General features: G+C 39.2%; 1 protein-coding gene and 1 pseudogene. Both read left to right on the top strand.

Annotated elements, in window-relative coordinates; genetic code table 11:
• Window positions 1-126: pseudogene (locus ACFIQE_RS11110) on the top strand (late control protein); the annotation flags it as partial.
• On the top strand, window positions 83-756 hold a 674-nt coding region (locus tag ACFIQE_RS11105; RefSeq protein WP_375707774.1), incomplete at its 3' end, for a DnaB-like helicase N-terminal domain-containing protein. The pseudogene ACFIQE_RS11110 and the gene ACFIQE_RS11105, both read left to right, overlap by 44 nt.

Genomic DNA, 756 nt, shown 5'->3' with positions numbered 1-756 from the left:
ACCGTCACCCACCGCTATGAAAAACAAAGCGGATACACAACAGAAATCACACTCGAGGCACCAAACAAGGGAAAAGAAAGCAATGAGAACACTGAACATGCTAAAAACAGAAAATCCAAGAGATAATTTTGCTTCTTCTTTTCGTCAACTTCCCCATAATATTGAAGCAGAGCAGGCATTACTTGGAGCAATCCTGATTAATAATAATGCACTCGATCACGTTTCAGACTTTCTCAAAGCAGAACATTTTTTTGAAACGCTACATCAAAAGATCTTTGAGATTGTCTTACAAATTATTCAAAAGGGTCATCTTGCAAACCCCATTACAATTAAGCCCTATATCCAAATGGAAGAAAAAGTTGGAGATATTACTGTATACCAGTATGTTGTTCGCTTAGCCACAGAGGCAGTCACTATTATTAACGCTGAAGATTATGGACGTGTCATTTACGATCTTTTTATCCGCCGGTCTTTGATTAATCTTGGCAATGAAGTTGCCAATACAGCTTTTGATGCGCCTCTGGAGTTCACACCTTCCCAACAAATTGAAACAATTGAAAATCAATTATTTGAGTTAGCCGAAAAAGGAAAATATGGAGGTGGGTTTGAAAACTTTGATACAGCCATTGCAAAAGCACTTAACATGGCAAGCGCTGCGAAAAAGCGTTCCTCACAGCTTTCAGGGATAGCTACCCATATCAAAACCCTTGATGAAAAAATGGGGGGGCTACAGCCATCCGATTTGATTATCATAGC

The sequence above is a fragment of the Bartonella sp. AA1HLJMS genome (assembly GCF_042197445.1).
Taxonomy (GTDB): Bacteria; Pseudomonadota; Alphaproteobacteria; order Rhizobiales; family Rhizobiaceae; genus Bartonella.
This window is presented reverse-complemented; position numbering and strand designations above follow the sequence as displayed.